The 25683-nt window shown below is 70.1% G+C and carries 18 protein-coding genes; 12 read left to right on the top strand and 6 right to left on the bottom strand.

Going from position 1 to position 25683, the window contains the following annotated elements:
- Positions 1 to 29: 29 nt before the first annotated feature.
- Together ACZ6BG_RS36220 and ACZ6BG_RS36215 are read right to left on the bottom strand one after the other, a co-directional pair.
- On the bottom strand, positions 30 to 1238 hold the full coding sequence (locus ACZ6BG_RS36220) for a trypsin-like serine peptidase (protein WP_469009807.1): 1209 nt from the start codon (positions 1236 to 1238) through the stop codon (positions 30 to 32).
- 385 nt (positions 1239 to 1623) lie between these two features.
- Positions 1624 to 2847: a trypsin-like serine peptidase gene (locus ACZ6BG_RS36215; RefSeq protein ID WP_469009805.1), complete on the bottom strand. Its 1224-nt coding sequence runs from the start codon at positions 2845 to 2847 to the stop codon at positions 1624 to 1626.
- Between the two features lie 615 nt (positions 2848 to 3462).
- Between ACZ6BG_RS36215 and ACZ6BG_RS36210 the strand changes: the two genes are divergently transcribed.
- The 5 genes from ACZ6BG_RS36210 to ACZ6BG_RS36190 all read left to right on the top strand — a co-directional run bounded on the left by ACZ6BG_RS36210 (position 3463) and on the right by ACZ6BG_RS36190 (position 12460).
- Entirely contained in the window at positions 3463 to 5118 is a 1656-nt protein-coding gene (locus ACZ6BG_RS36210; RefSeq protein ID WP_469009954.1) for a diaminobutyrate--2-oxoglutarate transaminase family protein, read from the top strand.
- Positions 5119 to 5305: 187 nt separating this feature from the next.
- A complete protein-coding gene (locus tag ACZ6BG_RS36205) occupies positions 5306 to 7405 on the top strand; it encodes an IucA/IucC family protein (protein ID WP_469009802.1) in 2100 nt (699 codons plus the stop codon).
- 169 nt (positions 7406 to 7574) lie between these two features.
- Entirely contained in the window at positions 7575 to 8351 is a 777-nt protein-coding gene (locus ACZ6BG_RS36200; RefSeq protein ID WP_469009800.1) for a GNAT family N-acetyltransferase, read from the top strand.
- Between the two features lie 82 nt (positions 8352 to 8433).
- Positions 8434 to 10389 (top strand): IucA/IucC family protein, encoded by a 1956-nt coding sequence (locus ACZ6BG_RS36195; RefSeq protein ID WP_469009799.1) that lies wholly within the window; start codon positions 8434 to 8436, stop codon positions 10387 to 10389.
- A gap of 40 nt (positions 10390 to 10429) precedes the next feature.
- Complete coding sequence (locus ACZ6BG_RS36190; protein ID WP_469009796.1) at positions 10430 to 12460, top strand: ATP-dependent DNA helicase; 2031 nt, start codon at positions 10430 to 10432, stop codon at positions 12458 to 12460.
- Between the two features lie 215 nt (positions 12461 to 12675).
- Here ACZ6BG_RS36190 and lexA read toward each other — a convergent pair whose 3' ends face one another.
- Positions 12676 to 13461 carry a transcriptional repressor LexA gene (lexA, locus tag ACZ6BG_RS36185; RefSeq protein ID WP_030362804.1) on the bottom strand — a complete coding sequence of 262 codons (786 nt, stop codon included), beginning with the start codon at positions 13459 to 13461 and terminating at the stop codon, positions 12676 to 12678.
- A gap of 494 nt (positions 13462 to 13955) precedes the next feature.
- Between lexA and nrdR the strand changes: the two genes are divergently transcribed.
- Complete coding sequence (gene nrdR / locus ACZ6BG_RS36180) at positions 13956 to 14498, top strand: transcriptional regulator NrdR (protein WP_030362803.1); 543 nt, start codon at positions 13956 to 13958, stop codon at positions 14496 to 14498.
- 131 nt (positions 14499 to 14629) lie between these two features.
- Positions 14630 to 17521 carry a vitamin B12-dependent ribonucleotide reductase gene (locus ACZ6BG_RS36175; protein WP_469009792.1) on the top strand — a complete coding sequence of 964 codons (2892 nt, stop codon included), beginning with the start codon at positions 14630 to 14632 and terminating at the stop codon, positions 17519 to 17521.
- A 136-nt stretch (positions 17522 to 17657) separates the two neighbouring features.
- Here ACZ6BG_RS36175 and ACZ6BG_RS36170 read toward each other — a convergent pair whose 3' ends face one another.
- Positions 17658 to 18185: a TerD family protein gene (locus ACZ6BG_RS36170; RefSeq protein ID WP_469009789.1), complete on the bottom strand. Its 528-nt coding sequence runs from the start codon at positions 18183 to 18185 to the stop codon at positions 17658 to 17660.
- Between the two features lie 121 nt (positions 18186 to 18306).
- Between ACZ6BG_RS36170 and ACZ6BG_RS36165 the strand changes: the two genes are divergently transcribed.
- A complete protein-coding gene (locus tag ACZ6BG_RS36165; protein WP_469009784.1) occupies positions 18307 to 19128 on the top strand; it encodes an arylamine N-acetyltransferase family protein in 822 nt (273 codons plus the stop codon).
- Between the two features lie 33 nt (positions 19129 to 19161).
- Positions 19162 to 19767, top strand: coding sequence for a YdbC family protein (locus ACZ6BG_RS36160; RefSeq protein WP_469009781.1), 606 nt, complete (start codon positions 19162 to 19164; stop codon positions 19765 to 19767).
- Between the two features lie 130 nt (positions 19768 to 19897).
- On the opposite strand, the gene ACZ6BG_RS36155 is transcribed toward ACZ6BG_RS36160, so the two are convergent.
- Positions 19898 to 20530 carry a TetR/AcrR family transcriptional regulator gene (locus ACZ6BG_RS36155; RefSeq protein ID WP_469009776.1) on the bottom strand — a complete coding sequence of 211 codons (633 nt, stop codon included), beginning with the start codon at positions 20528 to 20530 and terminating at the stop codon, positions 19898 to 19900.
- 202 nt (positions 20531 to 20732) lie between these two features.
- Between ACZ6BG_RS36155 and ACZ6BG_RS36150 the strand changes: the two genes are divergently transcribed.
- The 3 genes from ACZ6BG_RS36150 to ACZ6BG_RS36140 are packed head-to-tail and all read left to right on the top strand — an operon-like array spanning position 20733 to position 23982.
- Entirely contained in the window at positions 20733 to 22343 is a 1611-nt protein-coding gene (locus ACZ6BG_RS36150) for an ABC-F family ATP-binding cassette domain-containing protein (RefSeq protein WP_469009772.1), read from the top strand.
- Between the two features lie 34 nt (positions 22344 to 22377).
- Positions 22378 to 23037, top strand: a complete 660-nt coding sequence (locus ACZ6BG_RS36145) for a histidine phosphatase family protein (protein ID WP_468456238.1) — start codon at positions 22378 to 22380, stop codon at positions 23035 to 23037.
- Between the two features lie 12 nt (positions 23038 to 23049).
- A complete protein-coding gene (locus ACZ6BG_RS36140) occupies positions 23050 to 23982 on the top strand; it encodes an ADP-ribosylglycohydrolase family protein (RefSeq protein WP_469009766.1) in 933 nt (310 codons plus the stop codon).
- Positions 23983 to 24106: 124 nt separating this feature from the next.
- Here ACZ6BG_RS36140 and ACZ6BG_RS36135 read toward each other — a convergent pair whose 3' ends face one another.
- Complete coding sequence (locus tag ACZ6BG_RS36135) at positions 24107 to 25663, bottom strand: MFS transporter (RefSeq protein WP_469009762.1); 1557 nt, start codon at positions 25661 to 25663, stop codon at positions 24107 to 24109.
- Positions 25664 to 25683: the final 20 nt, after the last annotated feature.

Raw genomic sequence — 25683 nt, 5'->3', positions numbered from 1 at the left:
GACGGGCACCGGGACCCGGGCCCGGCAGGTCACTGCGAGCCGTACTTCTCGCTCATCGTGTCGAAGACCTGCTTCGCGCCGCTGCCCAGCTGCGGACCGGCGAGCCAGGTGTTGTCGGCCGGGCCGATCGACGTGTTGGAGACGAGCTGGGACTTGCCGCCCACCACCCGGAACCAGCCACCGCCGGACGAACCACCGGTCATGGTGCAGCCGATGCGGTACATCGTCGGCGTCGCCGGGTCCAGCGACAGACGGCCGGGCTTGTCGATGCACTTGTGCATGATCAGGCCGTTGTACGGCGGCGCGGCCGGGTAGCCCCAGGCGCCCATGGACGCCACGCTCTGCGCTGACGGAGTCGTGAAGTCGACCTCCAGCGCGTTGCCGACGGTCTCCTCGAGGGACTTGGTGCCCTCCTGCGGCTTCACATGCATCACGGCGTAGTCGTACGGAGCGCCGGCGCCACCCGAAGCGGCACCCTGGTCGATCCACTCACCGGACGTCGAGACCCAGTCCGCCCACCACTGGCCGTACGGCGCGATCTCCTGCGGCGCCGCGTTGCTCAGGGCCGCCTCGGACTTGCCCAGGTCGTTGTACGAGGGCACGAAGGTGATGTTGCGGTACCAGCCGCCCTCGGAACCGGCGTGCACGCAGTGGCCCGCCGTCCACACGAGGTTGGACTTGCCCGGGTTGCGCGGGTCCTTCACGACCGTGCCGGAGCAGACCATCGAACCCTTGGGGGAGTCGAAGAAGATCTTGCCGACCGGCGCCGCGTTGTCGTGGTACGGCGTCTTCTCGGGCTTCGCCTGCACCGGCGCGGGGTCGGGGTCGGTCGCGCCCTGGTCGGCGGTCGCGTCCTTCGACGCGATCGTCTTGTTCGGGTCCTTGGCCTTCTGCATCCGCTCGGGCTTCCAGAGCCCGTCGATGACCGGGTTGACGAAGTCCTTGGCCTCGCGCAGCCAGTCGTCCTTGCTCCAGTTCTTCCAGGCACCGTCCTTCCACTTGTCAGGATCGATGCCGTGCTCCTTGAGCCGGTCGGCGAGGTCGCCGGGCAGACCGGCACCGGAGTCGGGACCCTTGTCCGCCTCCTGCGCCGAGCCGCTGTCCGACTTGTCGCTCGCCTTGTCGTCGCTCGGGCCGCAGGCCGTGGCGGTGAGCGCCAGGGTCGCGGCGAGCCCGGTGACGGCGAGCGCGGCGCGGCGGCCGCGGCTGCGCGCGAAGGGCGCACGAATGGAACGCATGTAGCTGTAACCCCCGTAGGAACGTGTATTTGCCATGTGCGTGTCAGGCGTGGGCGTGGCGTCCGCCGCCCGGGCCGACGTGAGCTCCCACTATGCCTGTGGAATTGGGGACGAACGGCGGCGGGGTGGTGAAGGTTTCGCCGCCCCGCCGCTCGTACGCGGACGAAGCGGGTGGGGTCGGCCTCGGGGAGCGAGGCGGACTCGGTGGCGGTGAGTTCGCCCGACAGCGGGTGCTGTGGGCGAACTCACCGCGCGGCGTGCCTTTCGGCTCCGCGGCACTGCCTTGCTGCCTTCCGGCTGGGCCGGGGTGCCGTCTTGCTGGCTTCCGCCCATGCCGGGGTGCCGCCCGGCTGCCTTCCGGCTCGGTTCGGCACCGGGTACTGCCTTACCGCCCCGCGAACTTCTTGCTGACCGCGTTGTAGATGCCCTTGGCCTCGTCACCGAGGCGCGGACCCGCGAGCCAGCCCGCCGTCACCGGGCCGATCGACGTGTTGGACACCAGGGCGGGCTTGCCGTCCTGGCCCTCCGTGACCCAGCCGCCACCGGACGAACCGCCGGTCATGGTGCAGCCGATCCGGTACATCGTCGGGTCGGGCTTGCTGAGGGAGAGACGGCCCGGCTTGTCCGCGCACTGGAACTGCTTCTGGCCGTCGAACGGCGACGCCGCCGGGTAGCCGGTCGCCGTCATGTCCTTGATCTTCGGCACCGCCGGGGCGTCGAAGTCCACCGGCAGAGCGGTGCCGACCGTCTCCTCCAGGGACTTGCCCTCGCTGCCCTTCTCCGGCGTCACATGGATCACCGCGAAGTCGTACGGAGCGCCCTTGCCGCCCGTCGGGCCGCCCTGCTCGATCCACTGGTCGGAGGTCTGCGCCCAGTCGCCCCACCAGACGCCGTACGGAGCGACCTCTTCCTTGGGCTTGCCCTGCAGCTCCGCGGTGGGCGTGCCGCTGTCGTTGTACGACGGGACGAAGGCGATGTTGCGGTACCAGCCGCCCTTGGCGCCCGCGTGGACGCAGTGACCGGCGGTCCACACCATGTTGGACTTGCCCGGGTTCTTCGGGTCCTTGACGACCGTGGCCGAGCAGACCATCGAGCCCTCGGGGCCGTCGAAGAAGAGCTTGCCGGCCGCGGGGACCTGGTCGTGGTACGGCGTCTTCACGGCCGCCGCCTCGACGGGCTCCGGCGTCGGGTCCGTCACGCCCTGGTCGCCGGAGATGTCACCCTCGTCGACGCCGCGGTCCGGGTTCTTGTCCGCGTCCCGCATGCGGTCCGGGTCCCAGAGGTCCTCGATGATCGGGTTGACGAAGTCGCCCGCCTCGCGCAGCCAGTCGTCCTTGTCCCAGTTCTTCCAGGCGCCGTCCTTCCACTTGCCCAGGTCGATGCCGTGCTCCTTGAGCCGGTCCTGGATGTCGCCCGGAATCTGGATCTTGTCGTCGCCCTTGTCGCCGGGCTGCGACGCGGACGAGTCGCCCGCGTTGTCGTCACTCGGGCCGCAGGCGGTCGCGGTCAGAACGAGCGCCGCGCCAAGCGCGACGGCGGCCGCCACGGGGGTCCTGCCGCGCGCGCTCCTCCCGCTGCGGGAGCTGAAGAGCGGACGTATGGGTCGCATGGTGAGAATCCCCCTGGGCCTCGAAATCGTTCCAAATGCCGTACATCGTGGTGCCGTACGTCCTTCCGTACGGCGTCGGCCATCACGGTGCGCCCACTGTGGGGCGCCCGGATGCCTGTGCTGGCGGGCGCCCGGTCGTTCGTGGTGCTGAACGTCCGGATTCGCCCGGGGTGCGGAACACCTTGGTGCTGATGAACGGCACCCCACACTATGCCGGTGCCGTTGGGGACGGCCCACGAGACGGCAACGGTTCCGTCACGGCAAGGATCTTCGGTGCACCCGTGATCCCGCGCGCCTGCCGTCGTTGGTACGTACGGGGGACACGCCGCGCGCGTTCAGCCCCCGCGCCAACTCGCTCGCGGGCCCGACCGAAATCGGCGGCCCCCGCGTCAAGTCCCAGCGGGAGGACGAACAGCCGTGGCCGTGACCGAGCCTGCTTCCGCGGTGGTGCCCGCGGGGCGCGAAAGCGCGGCGGGGGCCGCGGAGCGTGGAACTGCTGGGGAGGGCGCTGGGGGTGGCGGCGCTGCGGGCGACGGTGGCACGCGCCTAGGGGGTGTGCGGGAAGGCGCTGAGAGTGAGGGCGCCGAGAGGGAAGGTGCCGTGCCCGCAGGCTGCATGCACGAAGGCTCCGCGTATGAGAGGTCCGCGCACGAGGGCGTCGCGTACGAAGAGAGTGTGCAGGGGGAGGGCGCGCACCAATCCGGCACGCACCAGCCGGGCGCCCCCGGAAGGGGCGCGCACGAAGGCATCCTGCGCCGCCAGTCCGCCCGGGAATCCGCCGCGCGCACCTACGCACGCGCCCTGCCGATCGTGCCCGTGCGCGCCCGCGGCATGACCATCGAGGGCGCCGACGGACAGCGCTACCTGGACTGTCTCTCCGGCGCGGGCACGCTCGCCCTCGGCCACAACCACCCCGTCGTCCTCGAAGCCATCCGCAACGTCCTCGACTCCGGAGCCCCACTCCACGTCCTCGACCTGGCCACACCCGTCAAGGACGCCTTCACCACCGAGCTGTTCCGCACCCTCCCGCCCGCCCTCGCCGACCGCGCCCGCATCCAGTTCTGCGGCCCCGCCGGCACCGACGCGGTGGAAGCGGCCCTCAAACTCACCCGCACGGCCACCGGCCGCGAGGGCCTGCTCGCCTTCACCGGCGCCTACCACGGCATGACCGCAGGAGCCCTCGAAGCCTCCGGCGGCGCCCGTGACGTCCGCGTCGCCCGCCTGCCCTACCCCCAGGACTACCGCTGCCCCTTCGGTATCGGCGGCCCGAACGGAGCCGAACTCGCCGCCCGCTGGACCGAGAACCTCCTCGACGACACCAAGTCCGGCGTCCCCGCCCCCGCCGCCATGATCCTCGAACCGGTCCAGGGCGAGGGCGGCGTCCTCCCCGCCCCCGACGCCTGGCTCCGCCGGATGCGCGACATCACCGCGGCACGCGGGATCCCCCTCATCGCCGACGAGGTGCAGACCGGCGTCGGCCGCACCGGCGCCTTCTGGGCCGTCGAGCACAGCGGCATCGTCCCCGACGTCCTCGTCCTGTCCAAGGCGATCGGCGGCAGCCTGCCCCTCGCCGTCGTGGTCTACCGCGACGACCTCGACGTCTGGCCCCCCGGCGCCCACGCGGGCACCTTCCGCGGCAACCAACTCGCCATGGCCGCCGGCGCCGCCACCCTCGCCTACGTACGAGAGAACCGCCTCGCCGAACGCGCCGCCACCCTCGGCGCCCGCATGCTCGAGGCCCTGCGCTCCCTCGCCGCCGACCACCCCTGCGTCGGCGACGTCCGCGGGCGCGGCCTGATGCTGGGCGCCGAACTCGTGGACCCGGAACGCGCCCAACCCGCTTCCCCCGGCCAGCACTTGGGATCCTCGGCGGACCCTTCCCCCTACGCCTCGTCCGCCCGGTACACCCCGCACTCCTCCGCACCCCCCACGACCGCGCCCGCCACGCCGCCAGCCGCCCCCCAGTACCCACACCAACACCCGCACCGGCACAATCACCTTCAGCACCACCGGCTGCACGACCTTCCCGACACCCGCCCGCACCCACCCGCCCCCGAACTGGCCACCGCCGTACAGCGCGAGTGCCTGCGCCGCGGGCTCATCGTCGAACTCGGCGGACGGCACTCCAGCGTCGTGCGACTCCTGCCTCCCCTCACCATCACGGACGAACAGGCGACCGCGGTCCTCGACCGACTCGCCGATGCCCTCACCGCGGCGGAGCGTTCCCACCGCCGCACCCCCGACGGCAGACTCGCATCGGACCATCCATGACCACCGCGACTCACGTCCCCTGACCGAGCCGGGCAAGAACCGACCGATCTGACGACAGCCGCAGCCCCACCATCACCCCCCCTGGCGCGGCCGTCACCGTCCCACCCTCGCGCCCCCTGCGCGACCCGTCCCGCCCAACCACCGCCCGTCGCCAAACGGAGCCCGATCAACCACACAAGGAACCCTCTTGAACGCCACCCCCGCACCCGACGGCCGTCCCCAACCGCACCCACCGGGAGCATGCGGCACACAGTCGGCGCAGTCCCCGCAGACGGCGGAGGCCGGTACGGTCCCGCGGCAGAAAGGCAGGAGCCAGGAGGCCGAGCGACTGCGCCACGGCACCACCGACCTCCTCGACCACCCCGACCCGCACACCGCGGCCCAGGCCGCAGCCGTCGAGAACCTGCTGCGCTGCTGGGTGCGGGAGAACGACATGGCCGCCCCGGAACACGGTTCCCTGCGCATTCCCCTGGAAGCCAGCGGCACCGCCCTCCTCGTCCCCGTGGACTACTGGTCCGCGACCGGCTGGCACCGCTTCGGCCCCCCGTGCCTGGAGGACGGCCCCGCAACCGCACCACCGGTCGACGCCGTCACCGTCGCCGCCCTCCTGAGCCGCGAAACAGCCCGCACGGCCGAAGCCCAACCCGGCGACCAGCGGGGCGACTTCGCTGACCCAAGCCTCCAGACGCAGCCCGACCAGGAGCAGCCGCAGCCACAACCGCAGCCGACGGACCTGGCAGTCGGAGCCCCTCAAGAAGCCACCGAAACCGAAGCCGCCGAGGCCGGGGAAGTCACCAAACCCCGGGAAGCCACCGAGCCCCGCGAAGCAGCCGACGGCGCCGACCTGGTAGCCCGCGTCGCCGACTCCGTCCGCCGCACCGCCGACTTCATCGCCGACCGCAGGAACAACCCGGGCGACATCCCCGACCTGTTCCTGGCCGCTGAACAGTCCCTGCTCCTCGGCCACCCCCTGCACCCGACCCCGAAGAGCCGCGAGGGGCTCTCCGACACCGAATCCCGGCTCTACTCACCGGAGTTGCGCGGCGCCTTCCCGCTGCACTGGCTCGCCGTCGACCGCTCCGTGCTCGCCATGGACTCGGCCTGGACCGAACGCGGCCGCACCATCCCGGCCGACCAGCTCGCCGCCCGCCTCGCGGGCCCCGGCCTGCCGCTGCCGGACGACCACGCCGTGCTGCCCGCGCATCCGTGGCAGATCCGTGAACTCCGCCATCGCCCCGAGACCGCCGCCCTGCTGGACGCCGGACTCCTCAAGGACCTCGGTCCCCACGGCGCACCCTGGCACCCCACCTCCTCCGTCCGCACCCTCTACCGCTCCGGCGCCCCGGCCATGCTGAAGCTGTCGCTGGCCCTGCGCATCACCAACTCCCGTCGTGAGAACCTCCGCAAAGAACTCCACCGCGGCGTCGAGGTCCACCGGCTGCTGCGCAGCGGCCTCGCCGAGCAGTGGCAGGCCGCCCACCCCGGGTTCGACGTGATCCGCGACCCGGCCTGGCTCGCCGTCACCGGGGCCGACGGAGAAGCCGTCGCCGGACTCGACGTGATGATCCGGCACAACCCCTTCCGCCCCAGCGACGACGCGACCTGCATCGCCGGACTCGTCTCCCCCAGGCCACCCGCCCAGCCCACCGGCCAGGAACGGCCGCCGATGCACTCCAGGCTCGCCGCGATCATCACCCGGCTCGCCGGACACACCGGCCGCCCGCGAGGAGCCGTCGCCACAGAGTGGTTCCTGCGCTACCTCCAGAACGTCGTACGCCCCGTACTCTGGCTGGACAGCGAAGCGGGCGTCGCCCTGGAGGCGCACCAGCAGAACACCCTGCTGCTGCTCGACCCCGACGGCTGGCCCACCGGCGGTCGCTACCGTGACAACCAGGGCTACTACTTCCGCGAATCCCGCCGCGCCGAGTTGGACAAGCGGCTGCCCGGCATCGGTCGGCACAGCGACACCTTCGTCTCCGACGAGGTGACCGACGAGCGCTTCGCCTACTACCTCGGCATCAACAACGTCCTCGGCCTCATCGGTGCCCTGGGCGCCGAACGCCTCGCCGACGAACGGCTGTTGCTCGCCGCGTTCCGCCGCTTCCTCCTCGACGCCGCCTCGGGCCCCGGCCGACTCCGCACCCCACTGCCCGCCCGGCTGCTCGACTCACCCGTGCTGCGGTGCAAGGCCAACCTCCTGACCCGCCTGCACGGACTCGACGAACTCGTCGGCCCCGTCGACACCCAATCCGTCTACGTCACCATCTCGAATCCCCTCCACACGTGACCCGCTCCGCCCCGAACCCCGCCCCGATCCACCAACTCTCCACCGGCCAAGACCACTTCGTTTGCGCCACCAAGGGCCACGCCCCCTTCCCCCGCCGATGACCATCACCCCTTCCTGAGGACCAGGCCCCACTCCTGCCGAATCCATTCCCTCCGAGAGGAGCGACGCCGTGCCTCCCACCGACGCGAGCACCGACGCCGGAACAGATCCCGCCACCGCGGGCACCCCGGACTGCGACGACACCCTGGACCTGCGGCTGCCCGACGAACTCGTCGCGCTGATCGCCGACTGCGGGGGGCACACGGCGCACCTCACCTCCGAAGCCACGGCGGGCTCGGACCACACGGCAGCCGCCGAGCCTGACCCGGCCCACGGCGACCTGCTCGACGACGTGGCCGCCTGGAGTCCGGTCACCACCGACGCGGGCGTCTTCCAACTCGTCCCCGTGCGCATCGAACGCGATCTGGCGCTGATCAGCAGGTGGATGAACGACCCCGCCGTGGCAGCCTTCTGGGAACTGGCCGGACCCGCATCCGTCACGGAGGCCCACCTGCGCCCCCAACTCGACGGCGACGGACGCAGCGTGCCCTGCCTCGGCGTGCTCGACGGCACCCCCATGAGCTACTGGGAGATCTACCGCGCCGACCTGGACCCACTGGCCCGCCACTACCCCGCACGCCCTCACGACACCGGAATCCACCTCCTCGTCGGCGGTGTCGCCGACCGCGGCCGAGGCCTCGGCAGCACCTTGCTGCGGGCCGTCGCCGATCTCGTACTCGATCACCGCCCCTCCTGCGCACGTGTCGTAGCCGAACCAGACCTGCGCAACACCCCCTCCGTCTCCGCCTTTCTCAGCGCCGGCTTCCGTTTCGCCGCCGAGGTGGACCTCCCCGACAAACGAGCGGCGCTCATGGTCCGTGACCGGGCTCTGCGCGCCGTGCTGTGACCCGCTCAGCCCGCCCCTTTGCGATCCGCTCACTTCTGATACACCGCTCGACCCGATCCGGTCCCCTCCCCGAGGAGTCCCCGTGCCGAATCCTTCCGACCCCGCGACACCCAACGACCCCACCGCCCTCTACGACCCGCCCGAGCTGACCGCGGAACGCTGGGAGGAAGCCGGGCGCCGCCTTCTGGGCAAGATCATCAGTGAGTTCGCGTACGAAGAGATCCTGAGCCCGGTCCCCGCGGGGGCAGTGGGCTCCGATGGCCGGGGCGTCGATGTCGGTGGCGGCGAGGGCGTCACGGGGAGCCGGGGAGCCGCCGCAGAGGGCGAAGGAGGTGTCACGGACGGTGAAGGGCCCGCCACGGACACGTACACCCTGCTTCTCGACGAACCCGCCACACCCGGCGAGCCCCGCCCCCGTCTCAGCTTCCGCGCCCGCCGCGGCGCCTACGGCTGCTGGCGAGTGGACCCGGCGAGCCTGACGCTCACCGACGGCACCGGCAGCCCGACCCCCTGCACCGACCCCCTGCACTTCCTGACCGTCGCCCGCCGCACCCTGGACCTCGACGGCGCCACCCTCGGCCACCTCATCCGCGAACTGACCGCGACGCTGAGCGCCGACACCCGCCTCGACCACGGAGCGCTCAGCGCCGGGCAGCTCGCCGACCTCGGCTACGCGGAGCTCGAAGGCCATCAGACCGGTCACCCCTGGCTCGTCCTCAACAAGGGCCGCATCGGCTTCTCCGCGACGGACACCGCACGCTGGGCACCCGAGGCCCGCAACGACTCGGCCATCCCGTGGATCGCCGTGCACAACAGCATCGCCACCTACCGGGGCGTGCCGGGCCTGGACACCGCGGACGATCTCTACGCGCGCGAGCTCGACGCCGGGACACGCGAGACCTACGCGGCCATACTCGGCGCACGCGGCCTCGACCCGCGGGAGTACCTCTATCTGCCCGTGCACCCTTGGCAGTGGGACGACGTCGTGCTGCCCCTGTTCGCCCCGTCCGTCGCCGCCGGAACCATCGTCCCGCTCCCCAGCGACGGCGATCTGCGCCTGCCCCAGCAGTCGATCCGGACATTCCTGAACACCACCCGCCCCGACCGGCACACGATCAAACTCCCGCTGTCGGTGCTCAACACCCTGGTGTGGCGAGGTCTGCCCACCGAGCGGACGGTCGCCGCCTCGGCCGTCACCTCCTGGGTGCACGCCCTGCGCGACGGAGATCCGTTCCTGCGAGACGAGTGCCGGGTGATCCTCCTCGGAGAGGTCGCCGCCGTCGCCGTGGAACACCCCGTCTACGACTCGCTCCCGGAAGTGCCCTACCAGTACAAGGAACTGCTGGGCGCCATCTGGCGCGAGCCCCTCACGCGCTACCTCGCGCCCGGGGAGCGTGCCCGCACCCTCGCCGCGCTCCTGCACACCGACCCTCAGGGCCGCGCCTTCGTCACGGAGCTCGTCGCCCGCTCCGGGCTGACGCCCACGGCCTGGCTGACGCATCTGTTCGCCGCGCTGCTGCCGCCCCTGCTGCAGTTCCTCTACCGCTACGGAACGGTGTTCTCTCCTCATGGGGAGAACGCCATCGTCGTCTTCGACGACAAGGACGTCCCCGTGCGTCTCGCGGTCAAGGACTTCGTAGACGACGTCAATGTCAGCGCGGAGCCCCTACCGGAGCACGCCTCCATGCCCGACGACGTCCGCGACATCCTGCTCACCGAGCCACCGGCCTTCCTGACCCAGTTCATCCACGCCGGGCTCTTCGTGGGCGTCTTCCGCTACCTTGCACCCCTGTGCGAGGACCAACTGGGTGTCCCGGAGGCCGACTTCTGGTCCCTCGTACGGGCCGAGATTCTGCGGCACCAGGCCCGCGCCCCCGAGCTGAAGGAGCGGTACGAGACATTCGACCTGCTCACACCACGTATCGAGCGCCTGTGTCTGAACCGCAACCGGCTCCACCTCGACGGTTATCGCGACCGCCCCGAGCGCCCGCACGCCGCTGTCCACGGGACCGTGGCCAACCCCCTCCATCAGCCTTGATCGCAGTGTTGTCAGTGGGGCACCGTAGGGTGGTCGAGCTATGACGAAGCCCTCCCTCCCCGAGCTCCTGCACGCCGCTGTCGCCGCCGTCGGCGGCACGGAGCGCCCCGGCCAGGTGACCATGGCCGAGACCGTCGCCGAGGCGATCGACGACGGTTCCCATCTGCTGGTCCAGGCCGGCACCGGCACTGGCAAGTCCCTCGGCTATCTGGTGCCCGCGCTGGCGCACGGGGAGCGGGTCGTCGTCGCGACGGCCACCCTGGCGCTGCAGCGTCAGCTGGTCGAGCGCGACCTGCCGCGGACGGTGGACGCGCTGCATCCGCTGCTGCGCCGCCGCCCCGACTTCGCCATGCTCAAGGGCCGGTCGAACTATCTGTGTCTGCACCGCCTGCACGAGGGCGTGCCGCAGGACGAGGAAGAGGGGCTGTTCGACCAGTTCGAGGCGGCGACGCCCACCAGCAAGCTCGGCCGGGACCTGCTGCGCATGCGGGACTGGGCGGACGAGACGGAGACCGGCGACCGTGACGACCTGACCCCGGGCGTCTCCGACCGCGCCTGGGCGCAGGTGTCCGTCTCGTCCAGGGAGTGTTTGGGCGCCTCGAAGTGTGCGTACGGTCAGGAGTGCTTCGCCGAGATGGCCCGCGAGCGCGCGAAGCTCGCCGAGGTCGTGGTCACCAATCACGCGCTGCTCGCGATCGACGCCATCGAGGGCGCCCCCGTCCTGCCCCAGCACGAGGTGCTGATCGTGGACGAGGCCCATGAGCTGGTGTCCCGCGTCACCGGTGTCGCCACCGGCGAGCTCACCCCGGGACAGGTCAACCGCGCGGTGCGGCGCGCGGCGAAGCTGGTCAACGAGAAGGCGGCAGATCAGCTCCAGACCGCCGCGGAGGGCTTCGAGAGGCTGATGGAGCTGGCGCTGCCGGGCCGCCTCGAGGAGGTCCCTGAAGACCTCGGCTATGCCCTGATGGCGCTGCGCGACGCCGCCCGCACGGTCATCTCGGCGCTCGGCTCCACCCGCGACAAGTCCGTCCAGGACGAGGACGTGGTCCGCAAGCAGGCCCTGGCCTCCGTGGAGACGATCCACGACGTGGCGGAGCGCATCACGAACGGCTCCGAGTACGACGTCGTCTGGTACGAACGCCACGACCGCTTCGGTGCCTCCCTGAGGGTGGCACCCATGTCCGTCTCGGGCCTGCTCCGCGAGAAGCTCTTCACCGACCGCTCGGTGGTCCTCACGTCCGCCACGCTCAAGCTCGGCGGCGACTTCAACGGCGTCGGGGCGTCGCTCGGACTGTCCCCCGAGGGCACCCACACCGAGGACGCGCCCGTCTGGAAGGGCGTCGATGTCGGTTCCCCCTTCGACTACCGCAAGCAGGGCATCCTGTACGTCGCGCAGCACCTGGCACGTCCGGGGCGCGAGGGCACGCGCGGGGACATGCTGGACGAACTCACCGAGCTGATCGAGGCGGCGGGCGGGCGGACGCTCGGCCTGTTCTCCTCGATGCGGGCGGCCCAGGCGGCCGCCGAGGAGCTGCGGGGCAGGCTCGACATGCCGATCCTGTTGCAGGGTGAGGAGACACTGGGCGAGCTGATCAAGGGGTTCGCGGCCGACGCGCGGACGTGTCTGTTCGGCACGCTCTCCCTGTGGCAGGGCGTCGACGTGCCGGGTGCGAACTGCCAGCTGGTGATCATGGACAAGATCCCGTTCCCGCGTCCCGACGACCCGCTGATGAGCGCCCGGCAGAAGGCGGTGGACGAGGCGGGCGGCAATGGCTTCATGGCGGTCGCGGCGACCCATGCGGCGCTGCTGATGGCCCAGGGCGCCGGTCGTCTCGTCCGGGCGTCGGGGGATCGCGGTGTGGTGGCGGTCCTGGACCCGCGCCTGGCCACCGCGCGTTACGGAAGCTACCTGCGGGCCTCGCTGCCGGAGTTCTGGTACACGACGGACCGGAACCAGGTGCGCCGCTCCCTGGCGGCGATCGACGCGGCGGCGACGGCCGCGGAGGCGTCGGGAGAGGCGGCGTCGGGCGGGGCCGGGGAGCCGGAGGCGGTCGAGGCCTCGGAGGGATAGTCCGTCGCCCCGTTGCGGTCCGCGGGCCAGCAGGGCGTGGTCGGCGGGGCGGCGGGGCTGAGCCGCAGACTGTGCGAAGCCAGGACACCAGCAAGGTCAGGACACGCAGAAGCGCACGACGCGGCCGTCAGAACGCGGACGCGGCGGTCAGAACGCAAGAGACGGGCCCCGGAACCGGCGCAGTAGGTTCCGGGGCCCGTGTCAGGGGCGGAGGCTCACACGCGACGCAGGACCGCGACCACCTTGCCGAGGATGGTTGCCTCGTCGCCGGGGATCGGCTGGTACGCGGAGTTGTGCGGCAGGAGCCAGACGTGCCCGTCCTCGCGCTTGAAGCGCTTGACGGTCGCTTCGCCGTCGAGCATGGCGGCGACGATGTCGCCGTTCTCGGCGACGGGCTGACGGCGGACCGTGACCCAGTCCCCGTCACAGATGGCGGCCTCGATCATGGAGTCGCCGACGACCTTCAGGACGAACAGCTCACCGTCGCCGACGAGCTGGCGGGGGAGGGGGAATACGTCCTCGACGGACTCCTCGGCGAGGATCGGGCCGCCCGCCGCGATGCGGCCGACCAGGGGGACGTACGAAGCGGCCGGCTTGCCCGTGGTGTCCGTGGCCTGGGTGCTGGGCTGGTCCGAGCCCCGGACCTCGTACGCCCGGGGGCGGTGCGGGTCGCGGCGCAGGAAGCCCTTGCGTTCGAGAGCCATCAGCTGGTGGGCCACCGACGAGGTGCTGGAGAGGCCGACTGCCTGACCGATCTCCCGCATCGACGGCGGGTAGCCACGCCGCTGCACCGAGTCCCTGATGACCTCGATCACCCGGCGCTGGCGATCGGTGAGCCCGGAGCTGTCGGCACGGATTCCTGGAGGTCGGCCCGGCAGGGAGCGTGTGGGCTTGGGCCCCTCCTGGTTCGTGGCTGCGTCATTCATGGCATGCACCGGCTCGAATCGGCTCTGGGAGCGGTCCTGGGCTGTGATGGTGGCGCTGTCTGCGGTGGTGGTCACGTCGGTCGGCCCCTCTCGAGATGTTCTCCCTAGTTAGCCAACGGTAGTTGCTTTCGAAAGGTTGCGCCAAACACACGTTCGAGTGAAAAATCGTAGATTCCCTGTCCTGATCATGTGCCTGGGTGTATGGCTGACGTTCGGGCCGAAAGGAATTTCGGTTCATTACGGTACGCTTCACCGCCGGGGTCCAGGCCCTGCCGGTGAGGGACCCATAGTGCCACTCGGTGCCCCGTCAACTGGGCACTGGGATCTCTCGGGTGGCGTCGGCGAAGGCCCGCGCGCGCCCGCCCGTCCGACGGGCTCCGCGACACGCGGTGACATCGAGGATGACGAGCAAACCCCAGATGTAGTGGTTGGATTGCGACCGCAGCCTAGAAGTTGTGGTCCCCGGTCTTCCGGGGGTGCGGGCATCGCCTATGCTTGGGGCTGCTTCGAGGGGCCCAAGGGTCCTTGGAGGCCTCTGTGTCGTGCCATGAAGGAGGGTTGGGAGATCCATGCACTGCCCCTTCTGTAGGCACCCCGACAGCCGCGTAGTCGACAGCCGCACCACTGATGACGGCACGTCGATCCGCAGGCGCCGTCAGTGCCCGGACTGCTCGCGTCGTTTCACGACCGTGGAGACCTGCTCCCTGATGGTCGTCAAGCGCAGCGGCGTCACCGAGCCCTTCAGCCGCACCAAGGTCATCAACGGCGTCCGCAAGGCTTGCCAGGGGCGGCCTGTGACCGAGGACGCGCTGGCTCAGCTCGGCCAGCGCGTCGAGGAAGCGGTCCGGGCCACCGGAAGTGCCGAACTGACCACCCACGACGTGGGACTGGCCATACTCGGCCCGCTGCAGGAACTCGACCTCGTCGCCTATTTGCGCTTCGCGTCCGTGTATCGGGCGTTCGACTCGCTCGAGGACTTCGAGGCCGCGGTCGAAGAGCTGAGGGAGCGACGCGACGCCGCGCCGGACGGCTCCGGAGCGGAACGTGACGCGACCGGCCGCGGGCCCGGTGGGACTGCCGAAGTCCCGCAGCCTGCCACCGCCGGCGACTGACCTTTCACGGTCCGACGGCGAACCAGACCTGTCGCGGTCGCCCTTAGTGGTGCCCGCGACACAAGACACACACCGTGCTGCGGGAAGAACGTGGCACTTCAGGGCGTTTTAGCCTGATACAGGGAGGCGGCATGACCGAGACGACGAGCGGCCCCGCGCGAGGTTCGCGCGCGAAGGGACCCAAGGGCGGCAAGGGCCTGCGCATCGAGCGCATCCACACGACCCCGGGCGTGCACCCGTACGACGAGGTGGTCTGGGAGCGCCGTGACGTCGTCATGACCAACTGGCGCGACGGTTCGGTCAACTTCGAGCAGCGCGGCGTCGAGTTCCCCGAATTCTGGTCGGTGAACGCGGTCAACATCGTCACGAGCAAGTACTTCCGCGGCGCGGTCGGCACGCCGCAGCGCGAGGTGAGCTTGAAGCAGCTCATCGACCGCATCGTGAAGACGTACCGCAAGGCCGGCGAGGACTACAAGTACTTCGCCTCGCCCGCCGACGCCGAGATCTTCGAGCACGAGCTGGCGTACGCCCTCCTGCACCAGATCTTCAGCTTCAACAGCCCGGTGTGGTTCAACGTCGGCACGCCCCAGCCGCAGCAGGTCTCCGCCTGCTTCATCCTGTCCGTCGACGACTCCATGGAGTCGATCCTCGACTGGTACAAGGAAGAGGGCATGATCTTCAAGGGCGGCTCCGGCGCCGGCCTCAACCTCTCCCGTATCCGTTCCTCCAAGGAACTGCTGTCCTCCGGAGGCAACGCCTCGGGTCCGGTCTCCTTCATGCGGGGTGCCGACGCGTCCGCAGGAACGATCAAGTCGGGTGGCGCCACGCGCCGGGCGGCCAAGATGGTCATCCTCGACGTCGACCACCCCGACATCGAGGGTTTCATCGAGACCAAGGTCAAGGAAGAGGAGAAGATCCGCGCGCTGCGTGACGCGGGCTTCGACATGGACCTGGGCGGCGACGACATCACGTCCGTCCAGTACCAGAACGCCAACAACTCGGTCCGTGTGAACGACGAGTTCATGAAGGCCGTGGAGAACGGCGACCAGTTCGGTCTGCGTGCCCGCATGACCGGCGACGTCATCGAGGAGGTCGACGCCAAGTCGCTCTTCCGCAAGATGGCCGAGGCCGCCTGGGCCTGCGCCGACCCCGGCATCCAGTACGACGACACCATCAACGCCTGGCACACCTGCCCGGAGTCCGGCCGCATCAACGGCTCGAACCCCTGCAGTGAGTACATGCACCTGGACAACACGTCCTGCAACCTCGCCTCGCTGAACCTGATGAAGTTCCTCAAGGACGACGGCAACGGCACCCAGTCGTTCGAGTCCGAGCGCTTCGCCAAGGTCGTCGAGCTGGTCATCACGGCGATGGACATCTCCATCTGCTTCGCGGACTTCCCGACCCAGAAGATCGGCGAGAACACCCGCGCCTTCCGCCAGCTCGGCATCGGCTACGCCAACCTGGGTGCCCTGCTGATGGCCACCGGCCACGCCTACGACTCCGACGGCGGCCGCGCCCTCGCCGGTGCCATCACGTCGCTGATGACCGGCACCTCGTACAAGCGCTCCGCGGAGCTCGCGGCGGTCGTCGGCGCCTACGACGGCTACGCCCGCAACGCCACCCCGCACAAGCGCGTCATGAAGCAGCACGCCGACGCCAACGCCTCGGCCGTCCGCGTCGACGACCTGGACACCCCGATCTGGGCCGCCGCCACGGAGGCCTGGCAGGACGTCCTGCGCCTCGGCGAGAAGAACGGATTCCGAAACTCGCAGGCCTCGGTCATCGCGCCGACCGGCACCATCGGTCTCGCCATGTCCTGCGACACGACCGGCCTCGAGCCCGACCTGGCACTGGTCAAGTTCAAGAAGCTCGTCGGTGGCGGCTCGATGCAGATCGTCAACGGCACCGTGCCGCAGGCCCTGCGTCGCCTCGGCTATCAGGAGGAGCAGATCGAGGCGATCGTCGCCCACATCGCCGAGCACGGCAATGTGATCGACGCCCCGGGCCTGAAGACCAAGCACTACGAGGTCTTCGACTGCGCCATGGGTGAGCGCTCCATCTCCGCGATGGGTCACGTCCGGATGATGGCGGCCATCCAGCCGTGGATCTCCGGTGCGCTCTCCAAGACGGTCAACCTCCCGGAGACCGCGACTGTCGAGGACGTCGAGGAGGTCTACTTCGAGGCCTGGAAGCTCGGCGTCAAGGCGCTCGCGATCTACCGCGACAACTGCAAGGTCGGTCAGCCCCTCTCCGCCAAGAAGAAGGAGGAGGAGAAGGCCGAGATCGCCGAGAAGGCCGAGGGCACGATCCGCAGCGCGGTCGAGAAGGTGGTCGAGTACCGCCCGGTCCGCAAGCGTCTGCCGAAGGGCCGTCCCGGCATCACCACGTCCTTCACGGTCGGTGGCGCCGAGGGCTACATGACGGCGAACTCCTACCCGGACGACGGTCTGGGCGAGGTCTTCCTGAAGATGTCCAAGCAGGGTTCGACCCTCGCGGGCATGATGGACGCCTTCTCCATCGCCGTCTCTGTCGGCCTGCAGTACGGCGTGCCTCTGGAGACGTACGTTTCCAAGTTCACGAACATGCGTTTCGAGCCGGCCGGCATGACGGACGACCCGGACGTGCGGATGGCGCAGTCGATCGTCGACTACATCTTCCGCCGTCTGGCGCTGGACTTCCTGCCCTTCGAGACCCGCTCCGCGCTCGGCATCCACTCCGCCGAGGAGCGTCAGCGTCACCTGGAGACCGGTTCGTACGAGCCGGCCGACGAGGACGTCGACGTCGAGGGCCTGGCCCAGTCCGCCCCGCGGCAGACGGAGGTCCTGAAGGCCGTCGCCACGCCGAAGCCGGAGACCGAGGAGGCCGCTCCGCAGCAGGCGCACACCAGCGCGGAGCTGGTCGAGATGCAGCTGGGCATCCAGGCCGACGCGCCGCTGTGCTTCTCCTGCGGCACGAAGATGCAGCGCGCGGGTTCGTGCTACATCTGCGAGGGCTGCGGCTCCACCAGCGGGTGCAGCTGACCGCTTGACGCCGTGAGGTGAGGGGTGGCGGGGCCAGGACGGCCCCGCCGCCCCTCACTGTTTCCCGGTCTTACGTCTTCCCGGTGCTGCGGTTTCCGGACCGCTCAGGGGCGGGATCCCACGGCGAGGGGGGCGGTCAGTGCACGCTGCCCATTTCGGTGGCGAAGGCCGCGAGGTCCGTGTCGAATCCGCGGAGCAGTTCGCGGAACGCCCACTTCCCGCCCGGGTCCCGGGAGAACTCAGCGATCACTGCGGCCGTGGAACCGGCGACCTCTGCGAAGTCGTGCTGCGCCAGATCGGTGTGCCCCTCCCGGACGCGGACCGAGGCGTTCGCCACGTCGCCGAAGACCCGTCCCTCCGGAGGCTGCTGTATGGCCACTCCGACGATCACGCGTGTGTACCGCTCGGACAGCCGCTCCAGTTCCAGGACCATGACCTCGTCGAACCCGAATCCCTGGCCGGTCTTGCTGTCCCGGCTGAGCGTGATCGTGCCGTCGGGGGAGCGGCTGTCGAAGTGCACCAGGTAGGCCGGTCGGCCCAGGGGGTCATCGGCGGTGTACGTCGCGGCCACTATGTCCAGGTCGTGGGCCGACGCCCCGACAGGGCTCGGGTCCCACTTCAGCCCGACCTCGACCTTCTTGAGCCCCTTCCGGATGCTGCTCACGAACTCCCCCTCGTGCTTGGTGCGTTGTCAGTGCTACGGAACACGCTAAAGCCTGCCACTGACATCGGTGCCAAGAACTATCCGGTTTGCGTACGGGGCGGCGCTGGCGATCATTGAGCGCATGACATGGAACGGGGAAGAACTGGACGTCGAGGCCTACTTGGCCAGGATCGGGTACGAGGGCGAGGCGAAGCCGGACCTGGAGACGCTGCGCGCGCTTCACCGCGGGCACGTGCGCTCGATCCCCTTCGAAAATCTGGAGATCATGCTCGGCCGACCGGTCCTGCTGGACCTGGCGGCACTGCAGGACAAAATGGTGAACCGGCGGCGCGGTGGCTACTGCTACGAACAGAACCTGCTGTTCGCCGCGGCCCTGGAGCGCATCGGCTTCGCGGTCAGGGGACTCGGCGCCCGGGTCAGGGCGGGAGCGTCCACCGCGCGCGCGGTGACGCACATGCTCCTGGACGTCGAGGCGGACGGTGAACAGTGGCACTGCGATGTCGGGTTCGGCGCCGACGGGCTGCTCGAACCCATCCCGATGCGTGCGGGCGTCGACGTACGACAAGGAGAGTGGCGGTTCGGCATCGAGAGCGAGGAGGAAGGAGTGCGGGTCCTTCGCACTCAGAACTCCGACGGCTGGTTCGACCTCTATGCGTACGCGACGACCCGGTGTTTGCCCGTCGACTACGTAGTGATGAACCACTACACCTCGACTCATCCCAAATCTCCCTTCATCCGGCGCCCGGTGCTGCAACAGGCCGCCCCCGAGGTGCGGCGCCGACTGGTCGGCGCGCAACTGACTCTCACGCGCCCCGATGGTTCCCGTGAGGAACGCGACGTACCTGTAAGCGAGTTGCGGGACACGCTCGTGCGGGAGTTCGGCGTCGAGTTGAGGGACGACGAGTTCGCGGAGCTGATCCGGGTGCACTACGCCGGAGCGTGACCCTGGCCACGCGCCGCGCCGTACGATGGCGCGGTGCTGGTCAAGTGGATTCGCTGCACCGTGGTGGACCGCCGGGGTTTCGAGCGGGCGCAGCGAAAGTGGGCGGGGCTTCTGGGGGAGCCGGGGTTCCGGGGACAGGGCGGAGGGTGGAGTCGCGGTCGACCGGATGTGGCGCATGTCTTCGCGTTCTGGGAGAGCCGCGCCTTCTACGACTCCTTCATGGCCCGCTCGCACGACCGGCTGGCCTCGGCGCAGGTGGGCACGTACAAGGACCTGCAGGCCAAGCTCTTCGACCACCGCTTCGACGTGAAGACGGGGTTCGAGCCGCGTTTCACGGACGCGGATGTGGTGCGGGTGGCGCACTGTCGCGTTCATGAGGCGCGGGTGGAGAACTTCGCGCTGATGCAGGAGAAGGTCTGGAACCCGGCCATGGCGGGCTCGCCCGGCATGGTCCGAGGGCTCTTCGGGGAGGCCCCGGGCCATGAGTTCCTGGTCCTCTCCATGTGGCAGTCGGCCGCCGAGCACGGGAAGTACCGCGTGGAACGGGTGGAACGGCTCGCGCTGCGTGCGCAGACGGAGGTGGATGTGGCGGCGATCTCGGGGGACGTCGTGCAGCTGGAACCTTCGTGGACGGTGTGAGGCGGCGGGTTCCGTAGCAAGGTTGGTGTTGGTGTTGGTGCCGGGGCGGCGGCGAAGGGCCGTCTGGGGGCGTTCGCTTGGAGGTGACCCTGTGCAGAGGTGCAGGCCCTTTGCCGCGGCCCGCCCGTAGTCAGCGCCTCGTGAATGCCCCCGCGCGCGTCGCCGCAAGGACCACGGCCGCGGACTGGTCGGCGAGCGCCCCGTCGATCGGCTCCCGTGTGACGAACAGGCGGAGCATCAGCGGCGCGGAGACGGCGCGCACAAGTGCCGCCGCGTCGGTTTCCCGGTCTGCTTCGCCCCGCTCCACGGCCCGCGCGACAACGGCCTCGCAGCGGGAGAACCGCTCGGCGTAGAAGGCTTGCAGGGCGTCGGCTGCGCGCGGGGACTGGAACGAGGCGGCGATGAAGGCGGTCGGCGCCGCGGCCTTCGACTCGTCGGCGAACGCGTCGACGACCTCATGTGCGAGCGCGCGCAGATCACCTTCGAGGCTGCCCGTGTCCGGCGGGGTCCACGTGTCCTCGCCCGCCAGGTCGAGCGCGTCGGCCACCAGGCCCTCCAGGCCGCCCCAGCGCCGGTACAGCGTGGTCTTGTGCACGCCGGAGTGTTCGGCGACGTACTCGATCGTCAGGCCCGGGTATCCGTGGTCGCCGAGCCCGCTCAGGACCGCGTCGCGGACCGCCGCGCGGGTGCGGGCGGTGCGGCCGCCTGGGCGGCGCGTGCCGGGTGCCGGGTGCTCGTCGGTGTGAACGCCCTCGTTCGTCATCTCGGTCCTTCGCTTCGTCTGTCAGGCCATCTGTCCAGCCATCCGTGCCGGCCTGCCTTTCCGGCCATGCCGGGTACGGCCGCACTCAACTGCTACGGCTGTTGCGTTAGCGAGGGCGACTGTGCCACACTCATCGTAATGCGACAAGCGTTGCGTTTGCTCGCGGTGTGCGGAAGTGGCATGCAAGGAAACGGGGGTGCCCATGCCTACACAAATCTCGGTACGTGGCGTGACGAAGGCCAGGGGTGAACGCCTCCTGCTCGGCGACGTCTCCTTCGCGGTCCGGCCCGGCGAGCGGATCGGGATCGTGGGCGAGAACGGGGCGGGGAAGTCGACCCTGCTGCGCCTCCTGGCTGGGCGCGACCGGCCGGACTCCGGTGATGTGGTCACGGTCGCGGAGGGCGGTGCGGGGTTCCTCGCGCAGACGCCGCAGCTGCCGGCGGACCGTTGCGTGGGGGACGCGATCGACGCGGCCCTGGCCGAGCTGCGCTTCATGGAGCGACGGTTGCGTGAGCTGGAGGAGGGTCTCGGCGCGGCATCCGAGGCGGTGCTCAGTGAGTACGGCGACTTGCTCACGGCCTTCGAGCTGCGCGGCGGATACGAAGCCGACGCCCGTGTCGACAAGGCCATGAACGGCCTCGGGCTCGCCCACATAGACCGCGGGCGGGAGCTGGGCAGCCTCTCGGGAGGCGAGCAGGCCCGCCTGGGCCTGGCCTGCCTCATCGCCGCCGCCCCGGAAGTGATGTTCCTGGACGAGCCGACCAACCACCTCGACGAGAGCGCCCTCGACTGGCTGGAGACCTCCCTGCTGGCGCACCATGGCACGGTTGTCGCGGTCTCGCACGACCGGACCTTCCTGGAGCGCGTGGCCACCGCGATTCTCGAAGTGGACGAGGCCCGCCGTGCCGTCGTGCGGTACGGGGGCGGCTATCAGGGTCTGCTGGCCGAGCGTGCGGCATCGCGAAGGCGCTGGGAGCAGGCCTACGCGGAGTGGTGCGAGGAGACCCGACGGCTGGAGGAGTTCGCGGCGACCACGGCACGCGCGGTGGCGGGTGGCCGGGGCATGAAGGACAACAACAAGATGGCGTACGACCGCGCGGGAGGCCGCGTACAGTCCTCCGTCGCCGGGCGCGTGCGCAACGCGCAGGAAAGACTGCGCCGACTGCATGACGACCCCGTGCCCAAGCCGCCGGAGCCACTGCGCTTTGCCGTCCGCCCAGAGGCCGGGGCTGTGGACGGAGACCTGGTGACACTGCGGGACGTGCGGGTCGGGGACCGGCTGTGCATCCCGGAGCTCACGGTGTCGGCGGGCGAGCGGCTCCTCATCCACGGTGGCAACGGCGCGGGCAAGTCCACTCTGCTGCGCACCATGGCGGGCGTGCTCGAACCGGACGAGGGCTCCGTCGTCCGCCGGGGTCGCATCGGCTACCTCGCCCAGGAGATCCCGGTGCACCGACCGGCGGAGCGCGTGCTCGACACCTTCGGGAAAGGCCTGCCGCTCACCGCCGACGAGAAGGCCGAACTGCTGCTCTCCTACGGTCTGTTCCACCCCCGCGACCTGCGCACCCCCGTCGGCTCGCTCTCCGCCGGACAACGCCGGAGACTCGCCCTGGCCCGGCTGCTCGCCAGACCCGCGGACCTGCTCCTGCTCGACGAGCCGGGCAACCACCTGGCGCTCGCCCTCGTGGAGGAACTGGAGGAAGCCCTTGGGCGATGGACGGGAGCCCTTGTGGTCGTCTCTCACGACCGGCTACTGCGCGGCCGCTTCACCGGGCGAATACGCCGGATGGAGTCCGGACGGCTACCCTCCTGACCCGCCCGGGGTGTCGCCGATCTAGGGTCGACCCATGGCACGACCGCGGCGCATCGTCCTCGTCCGGCACGGCGAGTCGGCCGGCAACGCCGACGACACCGTGTACGAACGCGAACCCGACCATGCCCTGGCACTCACCGAAACCGGGTGGCGCCAGGCGGAGGAGACCGGGAAACACCTGCGGGAGCTGTTCGGCCAGGAGCGGGTGAGCGTGTACGTCTCGCCGTACCGCCGCACCCACGAGACCTTCCGGGCCCTGCGCCTCGACCCCGACCGGGTGCGGGTGCGGGAAGAGCCGCGACTGCGGGAACAGGACTGGGGGAACTGGCAGGACAGAGACGACGTCAAACTCCAGAAGGCCTATCGCGACGCCTACGGCCACTTCTTCTACCGCTTCGCCCAGGGTGAGTCCGGTGCCGACGTCTACGACCGCGTCGGCTCCTTCCTGGAAAGCCTGTACCGCAGCTTCGAGGCCCCTGACCATCCGCCGAACGTCCTCCTGGTGACTCATGGGCTGACCATGCGGCTGTTCTGCATGCGCTGGTTCCACTGGTCGGTGGCGGAGTTCGAGTCGCTGTCCAACCCCGGCAACGGCGAGACGCGGACGCTGCTGCTCGGCGAGGACGGCAAGTACACACTCGACCGGCCGTTTGAGCGCTGGCGTGAACCCGAGCCGTACGGCATCACCGGATAGAGTGACAGAGCGATGACCGCTGACCTCTCTCCAGACCAACGCCTGGACCGCGCCCTCGCCAGCCTGCGTGGTCTTGCGGTGGGAGACGCGCTGGGCTCCCAGTTCTTCACGCCCGCGCACTACCCACTGCTCAAGCGGCGCGAGCTGCCCGAAGGCCCCTGGCCCTGGACCGATGACACCGAGATGGCCTGCTCCGTGCTGTCCGTCCTCGCCGCCCACGGCAGGATCGACCAGGACGAGCTGGCCCGCTCCTTCGCCGAGCACCACCACACCGACCGGGGGTACGGACCCGCCGTGGACCAGCTGCTCGGCCGGGTCAGGGACGGCGGGGACTGGCGGGAGCTGGCCTCCGCTCTGTTCAAGGGGCAGGGGTCCTGGGGCAACGGCGCTTCCATGCGGATCGCTCCGCTCGGCGCCTGGTATGCCGACGACCCGGAGCAGGCGACCCACCAGGCGGAGATCTCGGCGTACCCCACCCACCAGCATCGCGAGGCCGTCGTCGGAGCCATGGCGGTGGCTGCCGCGGCGGCACTGGCGGCCGACCCCGCGGGGCCGCCGGCTCCCAAGGCGCTGCTCGACGGGGTCATCGACCTCGTGCCCCGCAGCGCTGTGGGTGCCGGGCTGCGCAGGGCCCGGGACATGCTCGACTACGGCGATGCCGGGACGGTGGCGGCGGTGCTGGGGTGCGGGCGCCGTACGACGGCGCACGACACGGTGCCGTTCGCGCTCTGGTCTGCGGCACGTGCGCTCGGCGACTACGAAGCGGGCTTCTGGGCGACCGTGCGGGTGGGCGGTGACATGGACACCACTTGCGCCATTGTGGGTGGGGTCGTCGCCGCGGGTGCTGGCACTGGTGCCGGAGCTGATGCCGGTGGGGCGCCCCCGGCCGCTTGGCTGGAGCGGACCGAGCCGTTGCCCGCTTGGGTGCCGGTGGCTGCTGCCTGAAGGCCGGTAAAGCCCGGTGATTCGTACGCTGCGGACACGCGCCAGTGGACCTCGGGGGTGAGCTGACCCCGTGTGTGCCGGGCCGGTCTCGCCGTCGCGAACGGCCCGGCACACACGGCCCCCGTCAGCCCCCCGCTTGACCTGCCGCGCTCGCCGTACCGGAGAGCGCGTCCAGGTCGCTCTTGCGTACTCGGATCACCAGCAAGGCCGTGATCAGGGCGAGTAAGGCCATGCCGACGGCTGGTAGGAAGGCCGTGGAGATACCGGTGGACAGCACCTCGTGGCCCCAGGGAGCGGGAAGCTCTCCGGACTTGGCGAACTCGGCCTTCTGTTCCGGGGAGGCCTTCGCCATGAAGTCCGGGATCTGATCCTTGGCCTCGTCCCGGCTCGCCGTACCGAAGACCGTCGTCAGGATGGACAGGCCCAGCGAACCGCCCACCTGCTGCGTCGCGTTGAGCAGTCCGGACGCGGCGCCCGCCTCGTGCACCGCGACGCCCGACACCGCGGTCAGTGTCAGCGTCACGAAGTTCAGCCCCATGCCGAAGCCGAACAGGACCATCGGCCCGAGGACTCCGCTGACGTACGAGCTGTCCGGAGTGATGAACGTCTGCCACCCAAGGCCCAGGGCGACGATGGCGGAGCCGGTCACCATGAACGGTTTGGGTCCGAGAACCGGCAGGAACCGCTGCGAAAGCCCCGCACCGATCACGATCGCGACCGTCACGGGCAGGAAGGCGAGACCGGCTTCGATGGGGGTGTAGCTCAACACGTTCTGAACGAAGAGGACGATGAAGAAGAACATGCCGAACATGGCAGCGGCCAGGCTGAGCATGATCACGTAGGTGCCCGACCGGTTGCGGTCGGCGAACATCCTCAGTGGTGTGATCGGTTCCTTCGCCCGGCTCTCGATGAGGACGAAGGCGACGAGCAGCACGACCGCCGCGCCGAACGACCCCAGAGTGAGGCCGTCGCGCCAGCCGTCCTCGGACGCCCGGATGAAGCCGTACACGAGCGCGGCCATACCGGCGGTCGAGGTCAGCGCGCCCACGAAGTCGAAGCGGCCGGGATGGCGCTCGGACTCGCTGATGTAGAGCGGGGTGAGGAAGGCGATCAGCACGCCGATGGGCACGTTCACGAACAGCACCCAGCGCCAGTCCAGCCACTCGGTGAGCATGCCGCCCGCCAGCAGGCCGATCGCGCCGCCACCCGCCGAGACGGCCGCGAAGACACCGAACGCGCGATTCCGTTCGGGACCCTCGGGGAACGTGGTCGTGATCAACGCGAGCGAGGTGGGCGATGCGATCGCGCCACCGACGCCCTGCAGGGCGCGGGCCGCCAGCAACTGCCAGGGCTCCTGGGCGAATCCGCCGAGCAGCGAGGCGAGTGTGAAGAGCAGGATGCCGGTCATGAAGACCCGGCGACGACCGAGGATGTCACCGGCGCGGCCACCCAGAAGCAGCAGGCCGCCGAAGGTGAGGGTGTACGCACTCACGACCCAAGTGAGGTCCGTCGTGGAGAACTTGAGCGCGTCCTGAATGTGCGGGAGCGCGATGTTCACAATCGTCGCGTCCAGGACCACCATGAGTTGGCAGGCGGCGATGATGGTGAGCGCCACACCAGGGCGGCCTTCTCGGCGGGCCGCGCCCGGCTTCTGATCTTGGCTTAACTGAGAGGTTGTCACTATGGGTCCCCCACAAGTGC

The organism is Streptomyces sp. NPDC041205 (genome assembly GCF_055591765.1).
This window is presented reverse-complemented; position numbering and strand designations above follow the sequence as displayed.

Coding starts and splice junctions, on each gene's coding strand:
- ACZ6BG_RS36140 (WP_469009766.1), top strand. CDS start 23,050: ATGACCGCTGACCTCTCTCCAGACCAACGCCTGGACCGCGCCCTCGCC.
- ACZ6BG_RS36145 (WP_468456238.1), top strand. CDS start 22,378: ATGGCACGACCGCGGCGCATCGTCCTCGTCCGGCACGGCGAGTCGGCC.
- ACZ6BG_RS36165 (WP_469009784.1), top strand. CDS start 18,307: ATGACATGGAACGGGGAAGAACTGGACGTCGAGGCCTACTTGGCCAGG.
- ACZ6BG_RS36215 (WP_469009805.1), bottom strand. CDS start 2,847: ATGCGACCCATACGTCCGCTCTTCAGCTCCCGCAGCGGGAGGAGCGCG.
- ACZ6BG_RS36175 (WP_469009792.1), top strand. CDS start 14,630: ATGACCGAGACGACGAGCGGCCCCGCGCGAGGTTCGCGCGCGAAGGGA.
- ACZ6BG_RS36190 (WP_469009796.1), top strand. CDS start 10,430: ATGACGAAGCCCTCCCTCCCCGAGCTCCTGCACGCCGCTGTCGCCGCC.
- ACZ6BG_RS36220 (WP_469009807.1), bottom strand. CDS start 1,238: ATGCGTTCCATTCGTGCGCCCTTCGCGCGCAGCCGCGGCCGCCGCGCC.
- ACZ6BG_RS36150 (WP_469009772.1), top strand. CDS start 20,733: ATGCCTACACAAATCTCGGTACGTGGCGTGACGAAGGCCAGGGGTGAA.
- nrdR (WP_030362803.1), top strand. CDS start 13,956: ATGCACTGCCCCTTCTGTAGGCACCCCGACAGCCGCGTAGTCGACAGC.
- ACZ6BG_RS36155 (WP_469009776.1), bottom strand. CDS start 20,530: ATGACGAACGAGGGCGTTCACACCGACGAGCACCCGGCACCCGGCACG.
- ACZ6BG_RS36210 (WP_469009954.1), top strand. CDS start 3,463: ATGCACGAAGGCTCCGCGTATGAGAGGTCCGCGCACGAGGGCGTCGCG.